Genomic DNA, 12594 nt, shown 5'->3' with positions numbered 1-12594 from the left:
CGACACGACAACCCGTCTCTGCCACCGAGGCACCGGCACTACGCCTGACCAGCGGAAACGCACCCGTCATTATCGGAAAGACAACGACTTCTAAGCCCACCAACCCCCACACGCCCGTTCTCACCCCACCCACAAAACCCCAGCCCACACACCACCCCACACCTCAACTACACCCCCCTCAAACCTCAGGGGCGTGGCGGAAGCCCCGCACGGGCCCACCGTCGACTCTGATGTCCGTTTTGAGAAGGCGTGAAGGGCGGTGTTACGTAACCTCCGGGCCCGTTATTATTGCCAAACGGGCGCATTCTCCCAGCTCAGATGGGCTTTTGACGAGGAGACGACTTTTTGCGACACTGGGGCCTGTAGGCACACTTGTGTCCTGTCCTATTGAAGCCCTGCTTGTTGCAGGGCTTTTTTGTTGCCCTGACAGACCCAGCTCGTTCTCAAGGCCTCCGCCGCTGCGGGGGCCTTTCGTCGTTCCAAAGGAGAAAACCTTGGACACTGCCCTCGTCATCGCGGCCCTGGTGGTCACCCTCGTTCTGGGCTCCATCGTCGTGCTGGCGGTCCTGATCGCGTACATCGTGCGGGTGTGCGTGAGCCGGACGCGGGCCCAGGACATGCCCGACATGGTCGGGCGGTTCACCATGCTGATCGGCGCCGTGGAGAAGTTCACGCCCCGCCACCAGGGCGTGCGTGAACTCACCGCTCCCCTGCGCGGGCTGCAACTCGGCCAGCAGCAGAGTGCGAGCGCATCGGCACCCGCCCCGGTCATCCCCGGGCAGGTCGTCGACCACGGCGCCACCGCTGCGCCCGCCGGCGGTGCCGAGTGACCCGCCGCTCGGTTCCCAGCGATCCCACGGCCCGGACCGCGACTACTAACGCCCTGACGTTCAGTCCGGAGGCATCGGACCGCATCGATGCCCTCATCCTCCTGGTCGCCACCATGGACCTCTCGGAGGCCGAGGTCCGCCGACAGACCGGTGTGACGCGGACGGCGCTGCTCGGACAGTGGAACGGTCATAGCCGATACGCCCTGGACCAGCAATGGAGCTGGGGTGAAATCCGGGACCTGGCCGACGGTCTGCCGCCCAACCTGAAGGCGGCGGTACGGGCGGTGGAGATGAGGCTGTTCCACCCCTGCGAGCAGTGCCAGGAGCCGACGGTCCCACTGCAAAGCCGACGCGGCGGGCGGCCCCAGCGCTTCTGCTCCAGGGCCTGCAAACAGAAGGCGTATCGCCACCGCTCCAGGGCAGCTGATTGATGCCGCCTGCTGCGGCGTCGGTCGCCGGGGTGGCTGCCGAACAACAGCCACCCCGGGCCCTGACAGGCCGCCAGCGGGGCGGAATCACCGCCGGGGCCGTACGGGGCCAGGGTGGCCGTGCCAGGCCGCCACGGGGGCGTTCGGGCGCGTTCAGGCCCGTGCCGCGGGTCGAAACGGGCGTGGGTGCGTGGCAGGGTGAGGGGCATCGAGGTGGCCTTCGGAGCGCGCCCGGGTGCCCGCGACATCGTTCGGGTGTCCAGTCACCCAGTTGCCCCGGCTCGCGGAGCATCTCGACCAGGCCGTCGCCGCCAGCCGCGCCGTTTGGCGAATCCCGGCATTGAACCCGTCCGCCAGCCACCCAGCACGCACCACCTCGGGGCTGGCGGATGGGTGTATCCGGTTCCGCTCCGGGTGGGGTTCGGCGGCACCCTTGGGGTGTGAGTGCCCGAGGGTCCGCACGGGTGCGGCTGCCCCACATCGAGCCGATGCTGGCGACGGCCGGAGCGCTGCCGTCCGGAACCGGGTGGGTCGCAGAGGTGAAGTGGGACGGGGCGCGGTGCGTCGCGTACGTGCCCGAGGCCGCGCCGGTGCGGTTGCTGGGCCGCTCCGGTGTGGACTTCACCGACCGATTCCCCGAGGTCGCCGACGCGCTCACGGAAGTCCGCGGCCCACTGATCCTGGACGGCGAGCTGGTCGTGATGCGCTCCGGCGTCCCGTCGTTCGGCGCGCTGCAGGGCCGCATCCACCGCACCCGCCCGGCCGCGGTGCGGGCCGGCGCGACCGCCGCACCAGCCCTGTACGTCGCGTTCGACCTCCTGCACACCGGCGAGCGGTCACTGCTCGACGAACCGTACGCGCGCCGGCGTGACCTCCTGGAAGCCCTGGAGCTGGACCGGCCGCACCTGCGGGTACCGCCGGTGTGGGACTCGGTCACCGAGGCCTACGGCTGGACCCGCGAACACCGGCTGGAGGGCGTCGTCGCCAAGCGGCTCGACTCCCTCTACTGGCCCGGTGCCCGCTCCCGGGACTGGACCAAGATCAAGCACCTGCGGGTAGCGGACGTCGTCATCGGCGGCTGGCTGCCCGGCGGCCCGGGCGGTACCTCGGTGCGCGCCGTCCTGGTCGGCGTCCCCTCCACAGCCGACGACGGCCGGCTCCTGTTCGTCGGCTCGGTCAGCAGCGGCATGGTCACCGCCGAGAGACGCGCCCTGGCCGCCACCCTGCGCCGCCTCACCGTCCCGGTGTCACCGTTCACCACCGGCGCCAGCCTGGGGCTGCCGCGCGGCACCGAAGTGCGGTTCGTCCGGCCCGAGCTCCACGCCGAAGTCGAGTTCCTGGAACTCACCGACGCCGGCCGGCTCCGGCAACCGGTGTGGCGAGGGCTTCGCGGCTGACGTGGGGCGCAGCCGGCCGGGCCCGTGGGGAGCAGGGGTGTTCCGCGGGGCCCGGCCGGTGGGAGGTCAGCAGCGCCCGGGGCGTGGCGCTGCTGTGCTGCTCGGCGGCCCGGTGGTGTTGTGGTGGGGCCGTCGTGGAGGGAATGCTAGGCCCGCTGATCGGCTGGTGGCTAGGGCTGTGACCTGGGAGTTTTCGGCCGCGAACATGCCATCCGGAAGCGTGGGCTCCGGGCATGCGAGCCGACTGGGACTTCGGGGTGCCGTGCGGTCGGCCGTACGGGTGTGCGACCTACGATGGGCGTCGTGTCCGATGCCATTGATTTCCCCGCTGACCTGCTCGACCTCCAGCGCCGGTGGTACGCCGCCGAGGCCGACTGGGTGGCCGATCCGACCGAGCAGGCGCGGTCCGCGTTCGCCGCGGTGGGTGCCGAGCTGTACGCCCACCCGTACTGGGCCGGGGCAGGGAACCGGCACAAGACGGAGATGGCCCTCAAGCAAGCCGGCCGCCCCGACGACGCCTCGCAGGCCTCCGCGGCCTGACCAACCCACCGCCCGGCCGGCGGCCTCGGCCTCGTGATCGAGGCCGCCGGATGCGTAGCCCTGTGGCTGGTCGGCGGAGCTGCGTGGTCGGGCCGCGTGCCGGAACTCAGGAAGTTCTGGTTGCGCTACTGAGCGTCGGGGACGGCCGGGGCGGAGGAGCCTGTTGCAGCAGCGGTGCTCAGATAGCTTGTGATCCGTTCGCAGAACCGGCGTAGTTCATCGGACGGCTTGAGGTGGTAGCCGTTCTCGAAAACGTAAGCAAGCCATCGGTTCTTCTTCACTGCCGCCTCAGGAACCCATTTTTCGAGTTCGCCAACTGGCACCGCGAAAATACCCCGTTCGGCGAGGACGTCGAAGCTTCTTTTGGCGGCCATATAGGCCGGAGAACTACTGAGAAGCGGCAGGCCGGCCTTCTTGAGGTTGGACCAGCTGCTGGTGGCCTTGAGCATGCCTCTAATTTCTTCAGCCTGTTTCTCCGTGAGCAGGGTGCCGTCCTTCGGGTCTCCGAGTGTCTCAAGAATTCGCCTCTTGACCGCAGCAGCGGTGATAACGGTCTTCTCGTCCCGCATGTGTCGATCGAGGATGTCAAAGTCGGCCGAAATCTGTTCCCAGTCCCCGCCTGCGGCGGTGAGGGCTGTTTTCAGTGTTCCCTTGTCGTTGAGGAGATCCAGATCGGTAATGACGGCGACGGGTATACCACATTTGCGCAGCCTGGCTGCGGTGTCGGCGAGGAGGTGCTTGCCGCCGGTGTGGAGGAATACCAGGTTGGCGCTGGGGTGGTCGTTGTTCTTAAGTGCGTCGATGGTTGCGGCATAGAACTGGCAGTCTCCGGCGGATTCTCCGAGCACGACGCCGTCGTGGAAAAGGCCGGCGATGATGTTGGAGTAGCGCAGCATCGGGGTGCGGAGGATGCTGGCGACGTCTTCGGGGTCCAGTTGGTTTGCGCGGGGGCCTGCTGTTGTGCGGGTGAGTCGGACGAGGGCTACGGGTTTGGTGGTGGCTTCGAGGACGCCGCTGAGGAAGTCGGCGCTGTGGGTGGCGACGAACACCTGGCACGGGGAGGGGGTGCGCTCGGCGAGGATGCGGCCGAGGAGTCGTGCCTGTGGTGGGTGGAGGAAGGCTTCCGGCTCGTCGATGACGATGACGGGTGTGGGGCGTACAAGCGTGTGGAGGAGGAGGTTGATGAAGCTGCGGAAGCCGTCGCCCTGGGCCGCGACTCCGTCGAGGGCCCTGTAGGCGTCCCAGTACTCGTAGGAAGCGGGGTCCGCGTCGGTGGGGAGTTCCGGGTGGTTGATTGTGAGCCGAAGGCCCTGCTCGTCGTAGCGGTTCATCGAGATCGGGGTGCCGAAGGCACTCTCGATCAGCCGGGAGAACTCCGCGAGCGCCGACGGCTCAGTCCTGAGGTACTGAGTGGGGTGGGACGGCGGGTTCATCCGGTTCAACTGGGTGGCGCTCGTCTGGTCCTGCAGCCGGTCGACAGTCCACTGCGTCGACAACAGCAGGGAAGCGATCTGTCCGTAGGTACGGCTGCTCCAGCACGCCGTCAGCATGTGCTCCGGGATTCCCATTTCAGTCATCGGGGTGACATGGCGGCCTTGCAGAGGATAGTACGGACCCTCCGGCCGGACGCGGGGCACCATTCCGACGCTGTGCAGGTATTGAAGGAAATCCTCTTGTGTTCCCTCGTCCTCGACTTCCATTTCTCTCAGCCACCGGGTCGTGGAGGCCGGTCCGGGGTAGCTGGCAAGATGGCTGGCGATTTCTCCCAGCAACACAGACTTTCCACTGTTGTTGGGGCCGATGAATACCGTCATCCCGTTCGCCGGGGCGGAGACGACGGTGCCATCGGTGAGGGTCATCTTGTCGACGCGAAACGAGAACGCCACGGTTGATCCCTTGCTCATGCGTTTGCGGGGGCGCCACGGTACCGCGAGACCCTGACTGTCCGGCAGGGTTTCTGAGGTCAGCGAGCTGGGATCGGGTCAGGGGGTGTCGCCGGCCCAGTCCCAGCGGGCCGGATCTGTCGGGCGGGGTTCGTAGTGGGCGCGGCCGCCGGCGCCGTAGCGGCCGATCTCAGTGGCAAGTGCGGCGCCGTCGGCGAGTTGGTCGGTGTCCCAGCCGGTGACGTCCAGGAGGAGGCCGTCGAGCGGGCCGCCGACGAGCTCGCGGTACGCGCGACCGGGCCGGGGGCCGGGGTCGGGGTCGTCGTGGTCGGCGCCGTAGACCCGGCCCCGCAGCAGTGCCTCGTCATCCATGCTGCCCAGCCTCCCAGCCGGCACCGACACCGCGCGGCGAAGGCGGGGACGCCGGGTCACCACCAGGCCGGTTCGAGCTCGGCGTCCTGGCCTTCGTCCCGACCGCGGTACCGGGGGCGGCGGCATGGTCGGCGAACACTTCGGGCGCGTCGGAGGTCGGTGGCGGCGGTCCCGCTGTCGGTGCCGGTATGGGCCGACCCGTTCGGCGGGCCCGCACGGCACCAGTCCGCAGCTGCATCGTTGTCCGGATCATGAACGACTCCTCCGGCTGCCGACCGGTCTTCCAACCGTTGGCCTCGGGTCCGCCGGCAGCTCCGTGGTGGGCGCCTGCGGTGCCGCCGACCCCGCACCCGGTGGTACCGGCCCTGCCGCAGCCTCGCCGCCTGAAGGCGGCGGCGATCCCAGGCCTGGCCGGATGGGCGGCGCGCGCGACGGCGGCTGGGATCGACCTCGGGATTGCCGGCGGTTTGATGACGGCGTACCTGGCGGTGCTGCACCTGGCGGCACCGGCGTTCGCTGCCGTGCAGCTGCTGGCGCTGCTGGCGAGCGTGGACGTCCGCGGGTGGCTGGCGGGCGGCTACTGGGCGGTGGGCGCGGCCTGGCTGGTCGTCCAGTGGACGGAGCGCGGCCGGACCGGTGAGAGCCTCGGGCAGCGGCTCACGGGGGTAGTGACGGTCGACGAGGAGACAGGGGCGCCGGTGGGCCCGGCCCGCAGCATCCTGCGCGGGCTGCTGCACATCCTGGACGCCCTCCCGGCGGGCGCCGGGTACCTACGCCCGCTGGTCCATCCCCGGCGGCAGACGTGGGCGGACGGCATCTCGCGGACGGTGGTCGTCCGACGTGAGCTGATCGAGTCGATCGCGCAGCCCAGGTGAGATCGAGATGCGCCCAGCCGCCGACGACCGATGCCGCTCGGTGGATTGACCTGCGGCTTTGGTTCAGGCCCCGTCCGGCGGCCGGGCGGGCCGTCAGATCCGGTCAGCGCACCACGCCCTGGCGCAGCGCGAGGCGCAGCAGGGCGATCGCGTCCTGGTTGGTCTCGGCGAGCAGGGGGCGGTGGTCGACTCGGTCTACGACGAGTCGGCCTTCGACCAGGACTGCCCATCCGGCGGGGCCGCGGACGCCTTCTTCGATCCAGGCGATCGTGCGTCCGCGTTGCTCGATCGTGGCGACGCGGGGGTAGGCGGCCCAGCCGTGCAGGGTCAGTCCGTCGCCGAGGTCGGTGTGCTGGTCGGGGTCGCCGAGGAATTCGGGGCTGAGGGCGCTGATGCGGGTGTCCAGGGCGAGCTGCGGCGGTGGCGGTGGTGTCGGCTGGGCGGGGGGCGGGGTGTGCCGGGCTATCCGGTCGATGGTGTCGGGAACGGTGTTGGCGATTTCGGCGCGCTGCTCGGTTGTCGGTGCCGTCGGGGTGGGGGGCTGCGCTTCCCGTACGGCCAGGCCGCCGTCTCTTGATGGCACGCGCGTGGCTTCTGGGGTGGCGGGGCCGTAGGTTGCGGGCCGGGGTGCCGGTGGCAGCAGCGAGGTGGGCGGGTCGGCTGGCTCCGGAAGTCCGACCCCGTCGGACGGTGCCACGCGCGTGCCGTCAAGGTTGGGCGCGGTCTTCCCGGACGATGCCGCGCGCGTGCCATCAAGACCGGGTGCTGCCGGCTGCCCCGGCAGACCGGCCTCGGCCTGCTGGACGGCAGTGCGCGCGTGGGCGAGCAGGCTCTGGGCGGCCTGGGTGAGGGCGGACAGGCTCACCCGTAGGTGCATCGGAGCCGCCCCTGCGTCCAGGTCTCCGGCGAGCCGGCGGGCGGTGCGCTCGGCCAGGGCCCCGAGGCGGGCGAGCTGTTCGGCGGCCTCGGCGTTGAACATCGTTGATGGCTCGCGCGTGCCATCGGCGGCGGCGGCCAGGACGGCGTCCTGGCGGGCCTGGCGGCGGGCGCGGTAGGCCTTGGAGGAGCAGCTGCGCCCCGGGCAGTAGCCGGGACGCTGGCCGGGGCCGGTGGCGCGGATGGGCTTCCTGCACCATCCGCAGCGGGCGCCGTCGTCGGTCTGGTCCTCGTCTTCGATGGCTCGCGTGGGGCTTTCCATGATCGACATGGTACGGGCTCCCGGGACGTCGGAAGGGCCGGAACGCGTGCGTGCGCCCCGGCCCTCGGTCCGTGGTGCCGGGAGGTCAGCTCCCGCTCGGTGCGGCAGAGCGGGCACTGGCACAGCGGCCAGCGGGTGGTAGGCGTCGGGATCGGCCGGGGGCGCGGCGGTGAGGCCAGCCTTGGGCGTGCGGCCGTAGCGGGTGCCGTCGGCGGCGACGCGGTAGGTGCGGCCCCGCGGTCCCGTACGGCAGCCGAGAACGGCGGGCCCGGCGTCCTGGGCGGACGGCGGCTTCACGCGGTGCTCCGCACGGGGGCGCACGGCCACGGGACGGCGCAGCGCACGCAGCGGCCGTCCTGGGCTCGGTGAACGGGGTAGTTGTCACCGCCCTCGGGTTGAGGCGCGCGTGGTGGGCTCGGCGGGCCGTGGGGCGCCCACCGCACGCGGGTACAAGGCCCGTGCCGTGCGTACGGGGCGTCCCGGGCGAGCATCCCGGACCGGCTGTGCCGCCACCTCGTGCCCGGCCGCGGATGAGCGGAAGCGGTGATCTTCGCAAGGTGGATGTTGAGTGAACCTTGACGCGGCCGGTTGCGTCGGCGGTGGCCTGGAGGGTAGGTGTGTAGACATACCGGTTTCCGTCATCGTGGCGGCCGGGTGCCCGTCGGCTGTCGCTGCGACGTCTCCCCGCATCCCGCGTGGGTTCCTAGCCCCGGCCCGCCGCCTCCAGTTGGTGGTGGAGCCTTCGGGGGGCCAGGAGGCGTCCCATGACGACCAACCACTACCACGCGCGCCCGGGGCCGGAAGCCGACCTTCTCGCCGGGGTAACCGCCGTCGACGACGCGGTGGTGTGCACGCCCCTCGGCGATCTGCACATGGACAACGAGCGCGAGCTCCAGGCTGCCCTGGCCCGCGCACTCGCCGAGGACCCCGCGCTGCTGGTGGTCGACCTGTCGCAGACCACCCTGTTCACCTCCAGTGCCCTCAACGCCCTCCTGCACGCCCGCCGCGAAGCCGGACGGCGCGGCGTGCCGCTGGTGCTGGCCGCGCCCACCGAGCCGGTGCGCCAGGTGCTGCGGATCACCCAGGCCGACCAGGTCTTCCCCCTCCACCCGACCGTCAAGCAGGCGCTGCGGCAGCTGCCGCATGCCCCGGCCGTCTAAGGCCGGGCCGACAGGGCAGACGCATGATTCGCGACGATCCGCTCCCGTTCGGACACCACATGCCACCACACCCGGCCGCCCCGGCCGCCCGCTACCACCTCGCGTTCGCCCCGAACCCCGGCCCCGGAAGGGTGCGCCACGGCATGGACTTCACCCGCACCGTCCTCGAACACCGCCCGCCCGCCCCCGACCGGGCCGCCGTGCAGGACGCGCTGCTGGTGGTGGCCGAACTCCTGGCCAACGCCGTCGACCACGCGAACGGCCCCACTGACCTGACCCTCGCCTTCACCCCGGAAGCTGGCCTGCGCATCGAAGTCGCCGACACCTCACCGGCACCACCTACCCTGCGCCACCCCTCGCCGCACGAGCCCCGCGGGCGCGGACTGCGCATCATCGACACCATCGCCACCGCCTGGGGCACCACCCCCGCCACCGGTGGCAAGACCGTCTGGGCCCACCTCCCCCTCCCCGCCCAGCGGCCGGCCCCAAACGGGGCCGGCCCGGCAGCCACGGGGCCCCGAGAAGGCGGTGAGCAGTGAACACCCAGCCCGCCCACCGCCTGCGGGCCCGGCTCGTGGCCCAGCAGCGGGCGTCCGCCGCAGCCCGCTACGCTGCCGCGGTGGACATGCGCGGGGAGATCGAAAACCTGACCCGGGAAGCCGAGGAACAGATCCGCGAGGGCGTGTGGGAGGTAGGTGCGGCGGACCGCGTGCTGGCCGGGAAGACCGCCTCCGAGCTGACCGCCGTCATCCACCCCCCGGACGTCCAGCAGAAGATGGCGCCGATCGACCGGCTGGAACACCTGCGCGAAGCCCTCGCCGCGCTCGCCATCGCCCTGGCCCGCGTCCACGGCCCGATGGCCTGGTTCCTCGCCGCCGCCAGCACCGCGCTGACCCCCGTGCTGCACTGGCGGGCCCTGCCCGCCGACGGCGGACGCGCCTTCGGAGCCATCGAGCCAACCGCCGCCCAGTACGCCGACGCCGAGCAGGCGGTGCGCCGCATCCGCGACACCCTCGCCCGCATCACCACCGCCTGACCCGCCGACCTCCCGGCGGGTCGGACCACCCGGGAGGTCGGCCGCAGGTGATCCGGGCCGTTCGCCGTCACCGCAGGACCAGGTAGAGCGAAACTGATCGTCAACGAACAGCAGGTGACAGCACCGCTCAGCATCGTCCGCAGGTGACAAGTAGCGTGCTGAAACGGTGACAACCACCGTGCTTCACCGCGCAGTTCACCCACGTCACCTCCCGCCGTCGGTGACGACTACGACGCGTCGGCACAAGCCGTCGCTCCGACGGGTAGCGGCCGACTTCGCACCGTCGCCGTACGGGTCGCCTTGCGCACCCGTGACCGGCCGGGCCCCGCACCGGTTGCCACTGGCATGACGACCTCTTCACTGTCCTGGCTGCCGACCCCCACCTCGCTCGACGCCGGGCCCGAGCCCGCGCCGGCCGGGGAGGAGCTGACCGAGGAGGAGCACGCCGGCCTGCAGGCGGCCGCGGCGGCCGGGGAGCGGGCGGCGGCCTGGGTGCGCGAGCTCGCGTGCCGCCAGCCGGTCGAGGCGCACGGGCGGGTGCTTGAGCTGACCGCCGACGCGATCGAGCAGACCTGCACCCGCGAGATCGTCCCCGGCAACGACAACGACCTCGCCGCCGAGCTGCGTTACCGCCTGGACGGCGGCGTACTGCTCGGCGCGACCAACCTGGAGACCGTCCCGGAGCTCACCGGCGGGGAGCGGATCGCCCTGGCCGCCGTCGCCGCCCTCGCCCTCGCGATGCCGGGCACCGCGCTCACCTGGTACGAGCGCGAGCTGCCCCACCTCGCCCACGTGATGGACGACGCCGTCGCCGCCGGCCGCGCCGCCCAGCCCGGCCGGTGAATCCCAGCACCGCCGGCCCCGGAGCGCGGCCCGGCCGCGCCCGACGGGCCCTCGGCCCCGGCGCCGAGCTGGTCCTGGCCGACACCGTCCGCGCGCCCCGCACCCCGCCGCCGTGGTCACCGGCCGCCGTCGACAACGCCCTGCGCACCGCGCTGGAAGAGTTCGAGCAGCGGGCCGAGCCGTGGCGGGACGCCTTCGAGGGCCTGGACGAGGACGTCCTCGCCGAGGCCGCCACCGAGGCGCGCTCCTTCGGTGGCGACCCGGCCGGCGCCGTCGACGAGCTCGTGCGCGGCCTGTACGGGCAGCTCGACCACTGGCAGCAGGCGATCGGCGAGCTCGGCAGCCGGCTCACCCCGGCCGCGCAGGAGCGGCCGCTGCCCAACTTCGCCGCCGACGCCGGCCGAACCGAGGACGTCCGCTGGCGCCAGGCCCGCCAGGCACTGCTGGAGGCCGTCGCCCGCCACCACCACGGCCCCCTTCCCGGCGGACCGCCAGACGACCGACCGTGGTGATCACCACCGCCCGGCACGCGGGAGAATAGGCCGGGTGACCAGCACCCAGCCCCTGCCCCGCGGCATCAGCGCCCTGATCCCCGACGCCCGCGCCAAGGCCACGCCAGGCGAACGCGCTGCCTCCCAACTCCTCCACCTGCGCGAGGCCACGGTGCCCGTGCCGGTCCTCGCCGCAGCCGCTGAGCTGATCGCCGCGCAGCTGGAAGACCCGGACCCAGCAACCCGCGAAGCCGCCAGCGCTGTCCGCGTTCGCCTGCTCGCCGCGATCGAGGCGGCCGCTCCGCTGCCCGACTGACCTCTGACAGGAGACCTTGACCGTTTGACAGGTGATCTTGACCGCCGGGCAGCAGCCGGCAGCGAGTCCTCATCGGCGACAGGGGTGCACAACGGCCTGGACGCCGCGATCCGCGACTTGGACCAGCTCACCCGCGGCCACGACTACACCTACTACACCGACATCGCCCACTTCATGGCCGGCCGCGACCTCGACTTCCCCTCCGGCGCCCGCTGGTACGACGGCGACCAGGCCGTCCGGGAACGGTGGCGCGCCCTCGTCAACGCCCGCCAGGACCGCCTGCGCGCCAGCGGCCGCTAGAAGCCGACCAGCCCCCCGGCCGACGCCCTCGCGACGACCGGGGGGCTACTGCGGCAGGCACGGCCCGCCAGCCGGCCGAAAGCGGATACGGTGGTGCCGAGAGGCAGAGGCAGGAGGAGCCCGATGAGCGTCCAACCCGTGCACCACCCCCCGCAGCCGCAGCCTCGGGTGCCCCGCACCCCCGACGGCATCGCCGCCGCGCTGCAGGGCGGCCGCCGGATGGAGTTCTACCGCGAGCTCGGCCAGGCCCCCATCGACCAGGCCGTAGCGGTCCTCAACCGCTGGTGGTGCGAAGCGGAGATGGACAGCGACCCCGACCAGGACCGCGTCATCGCCGCCGCCCGCAACGGCACCCTGCCCACCGGCACCATGGCCGACGTCCTGCGGCTGCGCCGTGACCGGGGCGGGGACCTGCCGGGTGAGTAGCGAAGACCCGGACGACCTGTGGCCGGTCCTGCCGTCCGAAGCCGTCCAGGACGCCCTGTCCGATCCCGGCCTGCCGGTCGAGTTGTTCTCCGCGATCGTCGCGCTCACCGTCGCGATCGCCGAGGACCCGTGGCTGCCGGAGGGCAGCGCCCGCGACAGCGCCGGCGACTGGCGCCGGCTCCCCATTCCCCACGGACGCGGCCTGGTCGAATATGTCATCGACCAGCACAGCCACGTCGTACGCCTCACCCGCGTCATCCCCCTCTGACAAGCCGCATCGACCCTGCCCCGAGCCGGGCCCCGGCGGGGCCCGGCTCCCGGGCGGCCACCTGGCTCGGCCAGGGCATGCTGCCAGGGCCCGCCGTCACCATCCTCGCCCGCGCCGCCGGCGACTTTCCTGCCGCCCTAGACGAGTAGTTCCGAAGTGGGCTGGGTTTGCCGGTTCTGCTCCGGGCATGCAGGAAGGGTGTCCAGCATCGGGTTGTGACGACCGAAGAGC

The 12594-nt window shown here is 71.9% G+C and carries 17 protein-coding genes; 14 read left to right on the top strand and 3 right to left on the bottom strand.

Annotation, left to right across the window (positions count from 1 at the left end):
* Positions 1-494: 494 nt before the first annotated feature.
* The 4 genes from ACFY0X_RS36660 to ACFY0X_RS36645 all read left to right on the top strand — a co-directional run bounded on the left by ACFY0X_RS36660 (position 495) and on the right by ACFY0X_RS36645 (position 3195).
* Positions 495-830 (top strand): hypothetical protein, encoded by a 336-nt coding sequence (locus ACFY0X_RS36660; RefSeq protein ID WP_387760854.1) that lies wholly within the window; start codon positions 495-497, stop codon positions 828-830.
* The gene (locus ACFY0X_RS36655; RefSeq protein ID WP_387760853.1) at positions 827-1261 is read left to right on the top strand and encodes a hypothetical protein; all 435 of its coding nucleotides are present in this window, start codon (positions 827-829) and stop codon (positions 1259-1261) included. The genes ACFY0X_RS36660 and ACFY0X_RS36655 overlap by 4 nt, the downstream gene beginning before the upstream one ends.
* A gap of 437 nt (positions 1262-1698) precedes the next feature.
* Complete coding sequence (locus ACFY0X_RS36650; RefSeq protein WP_387760852.1) at positions 1699-2655, top strand: ATP-dependent DNA ligase; 957 nt, start codon at positions 1699-1701, stop codon at positions 2653-2655.
* A 303-nt stretch (positions 2656-2958) separates the two neighbouring features.
* Positions 2959-3195 carry a hypothetical protein gene (locus ACFY0X_RS36645; protein WP_387760851.1) on the top strand — a complete coding sequence of 79 codons (237 nt, stop codon included), beginning with the start codon at positions 2959-2961 and terminating at the stop codon, positions 3193-3195.
* A gap of 125 nt (positions 3196-3320) precedes the next feature.
* Here the strand turns inward: ACFY0X_RS36645 and ACFY0X_RS36640 are convergent, their stop codons facing one another.
* Together ACFY0X_RS36640 and ACFY0X_RS36635 are read right to left on the bottom strand one after the other, a co-directional pair.
* Positions 3321-5081, bottom strand: coding sequence for an ATP-dependent endonuclease (locus ACFY0X_RS36640; RefSeq protein ID WP_387760850.1), 1761 nt, complete (start codon positions 5079-5081; stop codon positions 3321-3323).
* 96 nt (positions 5082-5177) lie between these two features.
* The gene (locus ACFY0X_RS36635) at positions 5178-5450 is read right to left on the bottom strand and encodes a hypothetical protein (RefSeq protein WP_387760849.1); all 273 of its coding nucleotides are present in this window, start codon (positions 5448-5450) and stop codon (positions 5178-5180) included.
* A gap of 188 nt (positions 5451-5638) precedes the next feature.
* Between ACFY0X_RS36635 and ACFY0X_RS36630 the strand changes: the two genes are divergently transcribed.
* Entirely contained in the window at positions 5639-6325 is a 687-nt protein-coding gene (locus ACFY0X_RS36630; RefSeq protein ID WP_387760848.1) for an RDD family protein, read from the top strand.
* A 103-nt stretch (positions 6326-6428) separates the two neighbouring features.
* Here ACFY0X_RS36630 and ACFY0X_RS36625 read toward each other — a convergent pair whose 3' ends face one another.
* The gene (locus tag ACFY0X_RS36625) at positions 6429-7523 is read right to left on the bottom strand and encodes a hypothetical protein (protein ID WP_387760847.1); all 1095 of its coding nucleotides are present in this window, start codon (positions 7521-7523) and stop codon (positions 6429-6431) included.
* Positions 7524-8287: 764 nt separating this feature from the next.
* Here ACFY0X_RS36625 and ACFY0X_RS36620 point away from each other — a divergent pair.
* The 9 genes from ACFY0X_RS36620 (at position 8288) to ACFY0X_RS36580 (ending at position 12363) form a co-directional block, all read left to right on the top strand.
* Positions 8288-8683: an STAS domain-containing protein gene (locus ACFY0X_RS36620; RefSeq protein ID WP_387760846.1), complete on the top strand. Its 396-nt coding sequence runs from the start codon at positions 8288-8290 to the stop codon at positions 8681-8683.
* A 59-nt stretch (positions 8684-8742) separates the two neighbouring features.
* On the top strand, positions 8743-9222 hold the full coding sequence (locus ACFY0X_RS36615; protein WP_387760845.1) for an ATP-binding protein: 480 nt from the start codon (positions 8743-8745) through the stop codon (positions 9220-9222).
* Positions 9219-9719, top strand: coding sequence for a hypothetical protein (locus ACFY0X_RS36610; RefSeq protein WP_387760844.1), 501 nt, complete (start codon positions 9219-9221; stop codon positions 9717-9719). Before ACFY0X_RS36615 ends, ACFY0X_RS36610 begins: the two co-directional genes overlap by 4 nt.
* Before the next feature lie 345 nt (positions 9720-10064).
* Entirely contained in the window at positions 10065-10562 is a 498-nt protein-coding gene (locus ACFY0X_RS36605) for a hypothetical protein (RefSeq protein WP_387760843.1), read from the top strand.
* A complete protein-coding gene (locus ACFY0X_RS36600; protein WP_387760842.1) occupies positions 10559-11074 on the top strand; it encodes a hypothetical protein in 516 nt (171 codons plus the stop codon). The genes ACFY0X_RS36605 and ACFY0X_RS36600 overlap by 4 nt, the downstream gene beginning before the upstream one ends.
* Before the next feature lie 34 nt (positions 11075-11108).
* Positions 11109-11369 (top strand): hypothetical protein, encoded by a 261-nt coding sequence (locus ACFY0X_RS36595; protein ID WP_387760841.1) that lies wholly within the window; start codon positions 11109-11111, stop codon positions 11367-11369.
* Positions 11370-11393: 24 nt separating this feature from the next.
* A complete protein-coding gene (locus ACFY0X_RS36590; RefSeq protein ID WP_387760840.1) occupies positions 11394-11669 on the top strand; it encodes a hypothetical protein in 276 nt (91 codons plus the stop codon).
* A gap of 123 nt (positions 11670-11792) precedes the next feature.
* A complete protein-coding gene (locus ACFY0X_RS36585; RefSeq protein ID WP_387760839.1) occupies positions 11793-12095 on the top strand; it encodes a hypothetical protein in 303 nt (100 codons plus the stop codon).
* Positions 12088-12363: a hypothetical protein gene (locus tag ACFY0X_RS36580; RefSeq protein WP_387760838.1), complete on the top strand. Its 276-nt coding sequence runs from the start codon at positions 12088-12090 to the stop codon at positions 12361-12363. Before ACFY0X_RS36585 ends, ACFY0X_RS36580 begins: the two co-directional genes overlap by 8 nt.
* The last annotated feature ends 231 nt before the right edge of the window (positions 12364-12594 follow it).

This window comes from Kitasatospora sp. NPDC001547 (assembly GCF_042894165.1).
Taxonomy (GTDB): domain Bacteria; phylum Actinomycetota; class Actinomycetes; order Streptomycetales; family Streptomycetaceae; genus Kitasatospora.
This window is presented reverse-complemented; position numbering and strand designations above follow the sequence as displayed.

Bases quoted from the DNA above. Each gene is read 5' to 3' on its own strand.
- ACFY0X_RS36635 (WP_387760849.1), bottom strand. From the start codon at position 5,450: ATGGATGACGAGGCACTGCTGCGGGGCCGGGTCTACGGCGCCGACCAC.
- ACFY0X_RS36630 (WP_387760848.1), top strand. From the start codon at position 5,639: ATGGGCCGACCCGTTCGGCGGGCCCGCACGGCACCAGTCCGCAGCTGC.
- ACFY0X_RS36625 (WP_387760847.1), bottom strand. From the start codon at position 7,523: ATGGAAAGCCCCACGCGAGCCATCGAAGACGAGGACCAGACCGACGAC.
- ACFY0X_RS36620 (WP_387760846.1), top strand. From the start codon at position 8,288: ATGACGACCAACCACTACCACGCGCGCCCGGGGCCGGAAGCCGACCTT.
- ACFY0X_RS36615 (WP_387760845.1), top strand. From the start codon at position 8,743: ATGCCACCACACCCGGCCGCCCCGGCCGCCCGCTACCACCTCGCGTTC.
- ACFY0X_RS36605 (WP_387760843.1), top strand. From the start codon at position 10,065: ATGACGACCTCTTCACTGTCCTGGCTGCCGACCCCCACCTCGCTCGAC.
- ACFY0X_RS36585 (WP_387760839.1), top strand. From the start codon at position 11,793: ATGAGCGTCCAACCCGTGCACCACCCCCCGCAGCCGCAGCCTCGGGTG.